Source organism: bacterium (genome assembly GCA_030655055.1).
Classification (GTDB): Bacteria; Edwardsbacteria; AC1; order AC1; family EtOH8; genus UBA5202.
The window spans coordinates 1-8,558 of sequence record JAURWH010000027.1 but is presented as its reverse complement, the minus strand read 5'-3'; the positions used below and the strand labels follow the sequence as shown (position 1 = coordinate 8,558).

At 50.2% G+C, this 8,558-nt stretch carries 8 protein-coding genes; all 8 read right to left on the bottom strand.

The genetic code is table 11. From position 1 onward, the window contains the following. Nucleotides 1-707, bottom strand: a 707-nt coding sequence (locus Q7U71_01305) for a cobalamin-dependent protein (protein ID MDO9390393.1), incomplete at its 3' end; no start/stop codon positions are given. After that, nucleotides 685-1,737 carry a GNAT family N-acetyltransferase gene (locus tag Q7U71_01300; protein ID MDO9390392.1) on the bottom strand — a complete coding sequence of 351 codons (1,053 nt, stop codon included), beginning with the start codon at nt 1,735-1,737 and terminating at the stop codon, nt 685-687. The genes Q7U71_01305 and Q7U71_01300, both read right to left, overlap by 23 nt. Continuing rightward, a complete protein-coding gene (locus Q7U71_01295; GenBank protein ID MDO9390391.1) occupies nt 1,715-2,467 on the bottom strand; it encodes a methyltransferase domain-containing protein in 753 nt (250 codons plus the stop codon). The genes Q7U71_01300 and Q7U71_01295 overlap by 23 nt, the downstream gene beginning before the upstream one ends. Continuing rightward, on the bottom strand, nt 2,442-3,674 hold the full coding sequence (locus Q7U71_01290; protein ID MDO9390390.1) for an NAD-binding protein: 1,233 nt from the start codon (nt 3,672-3,674) through the stop codon (nt 2,442-2,444). The genes Q7U71_01295 and Q7U71_01290 overlap by 26 nt, the downstream gene beginning before the upstream one ends. Nucleotides 3,675-3,682: 8 nt before the next feature. Next, a complete protein-coding gene (locus tag Q7U71_01285) occupies nt 3,683-4,894 on the bottom strand; it encodes a hypothetical protein (protein ID MDO9390389.1) in 1,212 nt (403 codons plus the stop codon). A 26-nt stretch (nt 4,895-4,920) separates the two neighbouring features. Next, on the bottom strand, nt 4,921-6,810 hold the full coding sequence (locus Q7U71_01280) for a tetratricopeptide repeat protein (protein MDO9390388.1): 1,890 nt from the start codon (nt 6,808-6,810) through the stop codon (nt 4,921-4,923). Nucleotides 6,811-6,828: 18 nt separating this feature from the next. Further along, nucleotides 6,829-8,034, bottom strand: a complete 1,206-nt coding sequence (locus Q7U71_01275) for an asparagine synthetase B (GenBank protein ID MDO9390387.1) — start codon at nt 8,032-8,034, stop codon at nt 6,829-6,831. A gap of 193 nt (nt 8,035-8,227) precedes the next feature. After that, nucleotides 8,228-8,558 (bottom strand): TRAM domain-containing protein (locus Q7U71_01270; protein MDO9390386.1); only part of this gene is annotated, 331 nt, incomplete at its 5' end.

Sequence of the window (8,558 nt, the reverse complement as noted above, 5' to 3'; positions counted from 1 at the left end):
ATAATCCGGGATGATATGGACTCCAACTCCGAGACGATGTTTTTTACTGATCTCTTTATATATTTCCCGGCGGACAGCGCATCAACTGAGCAAAAACTGCATTTAAAGGGACAACCTACCGAAGTCCTGATTGAAGAAACTCCAAAATGCCATTCGTACCTGTAGCTTGAGGAATATTTTTTCACCAGTTCTCTGCGGGGAAATGGCTGGGTATCTAAATCTTCATAATCCCTTACTGCTGTTTTATTAAAACTACCGCCATCATTACTGCTCAAGCCGACAATATTCTTTTCAGAACCCGGGGAGACCATTAACTCTCGCATCACAGAATAGCCGTCGCCCCTTACAATATAATCTACCTGAGGGATTTCAAAGTCTTCGGGTTTCACGGTGGCATGTTGCCCGCCTATGACTATTTTTACGTACGGCCAGTAATGTTTTATTTTAACTGCCAAACCTATAACTGCATTTACATGACAGGTTAAAGACGTAAAAGCTATCAAGTCCGGCTTGAACGCCTTAATGGCCCGAAAAATGTCCGGCTCAAACCTCATATCAATTATTAATACCTGGCTTTCGCTACATGCGGCAGCTACATATTCCAACCCGAGGGGTTCTAACATCCATAAGGAATCGCTGGTACCACCAATACTGTTAGTTGGGGGATATATTAGTAATACTTTGTTACAGGACATGTCTTTGATCAATTTCCGTCATTTTCTTGAATACATTTGGTTTCGGATAATGCTTGCGGTATTCAAATATATCCGTCTTTTGCAATATCTGATTTATTATGGGATCAGTATGCCTGACCAATTGGTATCGCTCAACAGGATAACCGCCGATTCTCATCTTGCTTAATTCTGCAGTCTGGCCTAAATTAATTTTTTCATATTTATTTTCGATGGAAAACCGTACTATCGCCAATAGTAGATTGTTGTAAATACTATATGCGTTATTAAATTTTTCGTTAAACCCGCCAAAAAGAAAATAGAGATACCGGCCCTTGGGCACTAAAAAGGCCCAGGCAAAAACTATTCCATCGGCTTCCAGCCCTAAAATATAGCTTTTAACTGGAAATCTTACAAAGTAATCTCGGGGCAATACTATTGAATGATACCGCCTGGCTACAGCCACGTATAAATCGTATGTTTTTTCATCAAATCTATCCGGCGTAATTATGCAAGATTTTAACTCTTGTCCCCGTTTCATTGTCTCAGTTATTCTGGATTTGTAATCTGACCTGAAACTCTCAAGATATTCGTCAAATGAATCCCATTTAATGTCCAGATCAACCGTAGGAAAGTGCCTGCGCCAGGACCAACCCCGGATGTCTTCCCCTCTTTCACCAAGCCCGGTTATCAATTGAAAACCTTTCCAAAATCTATTCATAATGTCCGCCACTTCCTTAAGCCGCCCGACATCAGAAAACCCGGGATCTGTGCTAAAAGGCATAGGCAGGGAGCAGATCGCAGCTGGTCGGTAAATTGTAATGGGCCCCACGGCAAATGGAAGATTTGACCGGCACACCGTGCCATTCAACGTTTGTTTTCCAGGATTCCCCGCCGAAAAATATTCTTGTTTTAATGGGCTGGTGGCAAATAAATGCTTCAATGTTTTCTTGTGACAGAATAAACCCGATAAACCGAATGCTTCATCCCATTTTTCAGGTAGATCATCGGGGCTGAAAAATACCTTTGACTCCGGCCCAGCTTTATTTTTTAAATGCTCTGACATAGGTCATTATGGAATTGGATAGATGGGGAAAATATTCTAACGGACCGTCATATTTGAATGTGATTTTATGAAAGCCGGCACTGGCCAGCCATGATTTTATTTTGTCCGTAGAATATCTTTTTAGCTGTTGTTCTTTATCGTCTGTCGGCCGGGGTATCAGAAGGTCTCTGCTTTTGATCACCTCTAAATTCCTGTTTGAAATACAGGGATAATAACCCTGCAGGGATAATATATGGATTGGCCAGAAAGGTAACTCCCAGATGGAATGCTGCCGCAGGGTGGACATCAGCAAAATACCATTTGGTTTTAAAAGCCCTGATAACTGTTTGATCTGTCTTTCAGGATCATCTGCCGTTTGCAAAACGCCAAAAAATAACACTGCATCAAAAATCTTCTCTTTTAAAGGCATAAATGAAACATTTCCATTTATTAACTGACAATTGTCAGTTCCCGCGCTCTTTTTTGCAACCATAAGACCATTGATGGAGTAATCCAACCCCACTGCTTTATGCCCCAATTTCACTAATTGTTGAATGTTTATCCCCGGCCCGCAACCGATATCAGCCACTAAAAGCTGTTTGCTGCCTGAATGCTTCCGCAAACCGTTATCAACGAACCTTTTCTGGTTTTCGACAATATACTCATACCACCAACTGGCTTGTTGCCAAACAGGCATATCTTTAAGCGCTAACTGGTCAAATTTATTACGCCAGTATTTTCCCAAGTTCATCGAGCATCTCTCCAAAGTTAATGGCCCCGGCAAATATTGCCGATGACAACCGTGAAACCCTTTTGAGTTTTGAAGATGCAATGTTCTTAATGTGCCTCAATTCTGGTCTGCAATCCATGATATCAAATATTTTTGAGGTATTCCCCCGGTTGCGCAACTGTCTGGTAAATTGATTCCGCCAGGGCATGATCCTTTCCTTTATCCACTCATCAAAATAAACCCAAAAATACCCGGGTCTGGCAATGACCTGAGCATCAGGAGCCTCTCCCGTGGCCAACTTCACCGCCATTTCCGCCAGGCCGGCGCCGGCCGTCTGGGAAACCCTTTGCCCCAAACCATAACGGGGGTTGAATTCTATGAAATCAAATCCACCGGTGTCCCAGTTGCGCATGAACTCTATGTCGCAGATGCCGCTGTAACCTGAATCAGCCAGCATTTTACAGCCGGCCTCATAAAGCTCCTGATGATAGATGGTGCGGACGATCACCCCGCTGCCATAAGGCCAGGGATCGGTTTTTACCTTCTGCATCATGCATATGGCATAGGGTTTGCCGTCTTTTACGGCCGCCCCGAACAAGAACTGGTTGAAGTCCACACCCGGCACCATTTCCTGGATCAGCGGGGAGAATCCCGCCTCCTTTATCTTTTGGCAGGCGTCTTTCAATTCGGATCGGTCATGGGCTACCAATACCTTGGTTCCGAGTTTATCCCTGAAGGATATGGTCATTGGACAATAACGGGGTTTTATAATCAGCGGATATTTTAATTTTCTGGTGAGTATCTCTTCCTTGTCCAATATCGCCGAATTTGGGGCCGAGACATCCGCCGATGCAGACATCTGCATCTGGTTCCATTTATCAAAATAGCTTTCCAGTATCTCAGTCTCGCAGGAAAGGGTTTTGAATTCAGGAGCGAGCTCTTTATGGTATTCTGAGATCCACTTGCGGCATTTCTCATTTACGCCCAAAAGTACTTTAAGGCCTGTTTCGCTTTGGGCCAATCTCAATAATTCCTCCAGCAGACCAGCCGGGTCGGTGTCGGGTAAGGGCAGGGATATCCCCCGGGCTTTTCTGGTATGCAGGGCGATGTCATTTTTACCATGGCCCACTACCGTGACGGAATAACCCGCGTCATTCAGTTCTCGGGCCATTTCCAGCCCCAAAAAATCCCCGCCCAGGATAAAAACTGATGTCTTGCTTTTATTCAATATACCGCCTATTCGTCAATTGTTACTAATTTCGGCCGGGCGAACGAAAACTCCGTCTCCATCGGAACAAAATACGCCCCAGCCCCTTCAATGCAGATCATATCCCCGATGGAAAGCTCCGGCAGTTTGGCCCCGGCAAACAACCGGTCCCAGGGCATGCAGGTGGGGCCTACAATATCATAAGTATTTTCGGACCCGCTGCTCTTTCCCAAAACAGACACCTTCCTGGTCTCGCCCACCAATGGTCCAGCCGCACCCACCCGGCCGCCGTCAACTATGGCATAATGTTTCCAACCGGACTGGCGCAGACCCACCACCTTGACCGCCAGCACTTGAGCATCCCCGGTTATCAAACGGCCCGGCTCGGCCCACATCTCAAGGCTCTCCAAACCGTGCTTTGCTCTGGCCTGTTTGAAGTATCCGGCTGTTTCCGCCAATACCTCAAACCCGTCATCCGGTCCTGCCACCGGGGCCGGCCACGGCCTGTCCCAAAGCCTAAGCCAGCCTTGCTCCCACAAGGTCAGCAGGCGCATATCCTTCCCGGGAAAGCCTCCTCCAATGTCAAGGGCCCTTATATCCGCGCCCAGTTTCAGTGTGATGGTTCTTATGAATTCCAGGGCCTCGTCCACCGCCAGGCGATAGGCCGATGAATCACTACTGCCCAGGTGAAAATGTATCGCTTTCAGCTCCAGCTTTTTATTGACCATGATTCTTTCAGCCATGGCAGAGGCGGAACCGTCCTTGATCACATGCCCGAACTGTCCCTGCCAGCCAACCGAAGGACGGACCCTCAGGCCGACAGTGATATTTTCTTTGGCAGTTTTCGAAAATTCATTTAGAATATCCAATTCCTGCGGGGCGTCAATGTTAATGCATCTGATCTTCTTTTCCACCGCGGTCTTCAATGCCGCCGGTGATTTGTATATCCCGTTGAACACTATCCTGTCCGGCTTGACCCCTAGGTCCAGGGCCAGGTTCAGCTCCCGCTCCGAGATCACCTCGGCCCCGGCCCCGTTCTGATGTAACACCTTCAGAATCTCCGGCACCGGGTTGGTCTTGTAGGAATAGAAGATGTTGCCGGCCCATCCGTAGGGAGAAAGCGCCGCCGCCGCCCGCTTCAGGTTTTCCGCCGCCTTGCCGCCAAAGGCAATCTGCAGGGGTGTGCCGTGCTCCCGGATCAGATCAAGGATCTTCTTGCTGGTGTTTATATCAGTTTCCATAATATTTTCCGGCTTGACATAATTATTTAATTTTTACTTTTCAGGGAAGGCCTTAAGGAATATGCTTTGTTCAATTCAATTTCCGCTTCCTGGCGCCGGTCCTGTTTCTTATACAACCGTCCCAGATTGTAATGGGCCTCGGCGCTGCCGGGTTTGATCTCTATCGCCCTCAGATAGGTTCTTTCCGCTTCCGGCAGGTCACCCTGCTGTTGGTACGCCGAACCCAGGTTCACCAATACGCCGGGATCATTGCCGTTGATCTCCAGAGCTTTCCGGTAATAGCGCAAAGCCTGGTCCAAATCGCCTCGTTGGTGGTAGATCGTTCCTATCCCGGCCAAAGCTCCTTCATTCCTGGGATCGTATTCCAGCTCCTTCTGAAAACAATAATACGCGCTGTCCTCCCGGCCTTGCTGCTGATACACCACGCCCAGGTTATAATTGGCCCCGGGAAGATCGGGCCGGACTGACAGCACTTCCTTTAAGGCCTGTCCGGCGTTCTCCAGCCGGTCGTTTTTCAGGTAGAGGATGCCCAAGTTTAGGCCGGCTTTGACAAACCTCTTGGATATTTGCCGGGCTTTCAGGTATTCCTTCTCGGCCGCCGGAGAATTATTTCTTTGGGAATAAGCCAGACCCAGCGCATTATGAGCCAATGCCGAGTTGGGGGATCTTTTTACCGCCCTGGTCCAGCAACTGAGATCGTCTTTAAAACTTCGGCTATAGACAAAAGAAACGGATCCCAGCAATACTGCCAAAAAGAGCCATCCCATTGTTGTTGATTTGCTGCCGAAAGGAAGGTCAAATATTTTCAGTTCCGGCAGCAAGATCAGTAAGCCTACCAGCGGCAGGTACAGCCTGTGATCCAGAAAGGCGTTGCTGTCACCGGCCAAAGCCAAGCCTGGCAGCAGAAACAACCCGAACCAGATTGCCCCAAAGGCGAAAGCCCGCTTGTTCCTTATTCCCCCGATAACAGCAGCTGCGATCAAGGCCGCCAGAGATATCAGGCCGTAAACAAGATTAATGTCTTTGAGATCGCGCACCAACGTCAGGTCGAACGGCAGTCCGATCCTTCCGAACACGGAGACAAGAGTGACTATAACTTCCCTTGGAGCTAAAAAAGACAAGGGGACCGGGCCGTATCCCGCCATGGCCCTGGACCTGGCCAGGTACCATAATATAACTGCGGTCAGCCAGACCAAAACCGGAAGGATCACTTTCCTGGGGTTTGCAACCCCCTTGTCCGGCAGCAACAACATGGCGGTCAGGGCGGCCACCGGAAAAACCAGGGCCGTTTCCTTGGTTAATAATGCAGCCAAAAAACAAATTCCCTGGGCGACCAGATATCTTATCTTTCCCGTTTCAAGGAACTGCAACAACGACAGCATCGCCGCCAACGTCCAGACGGCCAGCATTGTATCGTTACGGCCCGGAACCCAGGACACTGCGCTGGCCAGGGCCGGGTGAACGGCTAAAAGCAGCGCTGCGGCAAAAACCGCCGGGCGGCTTAACTTCAGTTTGAGGAACAGGGCAAAAGCCAGCCATACGGCCGCCAAGTGAAAAAGCACATTGCTTAGATGGAATATCCACGGCCTGCCAGCGGCTATGGCCGAATCAACCATCAGGGACAATGTCAGCAGCGGCCGGTAAAAGAACAGACCCGGGCCGGGCCCGAAAACGCTTTCGCTTAAGGCCGCCTTTATGCGCCCGAGGTCAAGGGCCTGCCCCGCCTGCCGGGAGACCAGGCTGACATCATCGTACCCGACAAAGCCAAACCTTACAGTCTGCCCATAGACCAGCGCCACTGCCAGCAGCAGCCAGATATAAGGTTTAAGACCGTCAAGGAAAATACTGGGAAACCCGCCGGCCGGGGCAACAATGGTATTTTCGGTCTTTGGACTGTGGGGCTTTTGTTTCGGCATGATATATATGTGTGATCGTCAGGTTTTAAGCTGCTTCTTCTTGGCCGCCGGGAACAGGATGTTGTTGAGAATCAGCCGGTAGCCCGGAGAGTTGCGGAAAAGCCTCAGGTCGGTGGCCGGATCGCCCACCATGTGCTGGTAGTCCTCGGGATCGTGCCCGCCGTAGTAGGCAAAGCTCCCCTGGCCGTAGATCCCATGCAGGTATTTTACCTCTTCGCTGCCGGCCACTTCGGCTAGGGCCACTATCCCCGGCTTGATCTTTGACCTTCTGAACCCCGTGTCCTGGCCCATGAATTCCCGCACCAGCGCCACATGGTTCTGCACCAGCATGCAGGAGATGGGGTCGTACTTGGCCGAAAAATCGAACAAGGTAAAATAGCTGTTGGCGCCCCGGGCCGCCGGCCCGTTGTCGCCCTCCGGCGCTCCGCCGTACTGATTGTTGACATCGATGTCGGAATGCTCGTAAACATAGGGGTTGACCATCAGCGAAAAGTCCCGGAAGGCCAGGGTTTGGCTGAAATCCAGCCGGGAAGAATAGCCTGGATCGACCGGGTCACTGTCAAATTCCTGGGGCACGATGTCGGTGGCGGCCGCCGCCAGGGCGATGTCCAGGGTGGCCGGGGCCGAGCACATGGCGAACAGGAATCCCCCCTGGAACAGGTACTTTCTCAATTGCTGCCCCACCGCCAGTTTCAGCTTGCTGAGTTTCTTATATCCCAGCTTTTGGGCCGTCCTAGTGTTGACCTTGACGTCGTTGCGGTACCAGTCGGTGTTCTGGTAGTTCAGGTAGAACTTGCCGTACTGCCCGGTAAAATCCTCGTGGTGCAGGTGCAGCCAGTCGTATTGGGACAGGGCCCCGGCCATAACCTCCTCGTCCCACAGAGTGGCATATGGCACCTCGGCATAGTCCAGCACCAGGCGTACCGCATCGTCCCAGGGATCGTAGGTGGGCGGAACATAGACCGCCAGCTTGGGAGCTTTTTCCAGCTCGATCCGTTCCATGTTGGCCGGCTCCATCTGCCCGTATATGGACTGGATATCGCCGTCTGATACTACGGAGAAGCTTACCCCGCGCAGGTTGCAGAGCTGGCCCACCATCTGGTCATGATCGGTCAGAAATGACCCGCCCCGATAGTTCAAAAGCCACTGGACCTTGACCCCCTGCTGCAGACAGCGGTAAACCACGCCGTAGGCCTTAAGGTGATCGGACTGATTGAGGTCCATGGGGATCAGAATTCCTCCGCTACAAGCCGGGGAAGCCAGGAATAGGCAAAAAACAGCGGAAAAAACCAGACCTTTGGTTATCTTTACAAGGCTTGACAGCATAACATATTAGTTTAAGGCTAAAATGTTGTTTTGTCAATGTTTTTTGAGCGGTTTGGCAATAAAAAAGGCAGCAAACCTGCTGCCTGGAATATCATTGAATGAACTCTCCAATCAAAGTGGCCTGGGTGGCCTTTTCTATCTTTACTTTCACAATTTGGCCGGGTTTAAGCTCCCTGCCGGAATTTACCGCCACGGTCTTGTTACCCCCGTTCCGGCCCATGAACTGGCCCTGGGACCTTTTGCTTTCCTTCTCCACCAGCACCTCGAATGTTTTGCCTATGTCTGCCTGGTTGGATTCTATGGTAATCTGCTGCTGCAGTTTTATCAGCCGGTTTAGCCGCTCCAGCTTTTCCGGCTCCGGAATACTGCCCTCCAGCCCACAGGCCCTGGTTCCCGGACGTTCCGAGTATTTATAGGTGAAG

Bases quoted from the DNA above. Each gene is read 5' to 3' on its own strand.
- Q7U71_01295 (MDO9390391.1), bottom strand. From the start codon at position 2,467: ATGAACTTGGGAAAATACTGGCGTAATAAATTTGACCAGTTAGCGCTT.
- Q7U71_01300 (MDO9390392.1), bottom strand. From the start codon at position 1,737: ATGTCAGAGCATTTAAAAAATAAAGCTGGGCCGGAGTCAAAGGTATTT.
- Q7U71_01275 (MDO9390387.1), bottom strand. From the start codon at position 8,034: ATGGACCTCAATCAGTCCGATCACCTTAAGGCCTACGGCGTGGTTTAC.
- Q7U71_01280 (MDO9390388.1), bottom strand. From the start codon at position 6,810: ATGCCGAAACAAAAGCCCCACAGTCCAAAGACCGAAAATACCATTGTT.
- Q7U71_01285 (MDO9390389.1), bottom strand. From the start codon at position 4,894: ATGGAAACTGATATAAACACCAGCAAGAAGATCCTTGATCTGATCCGG.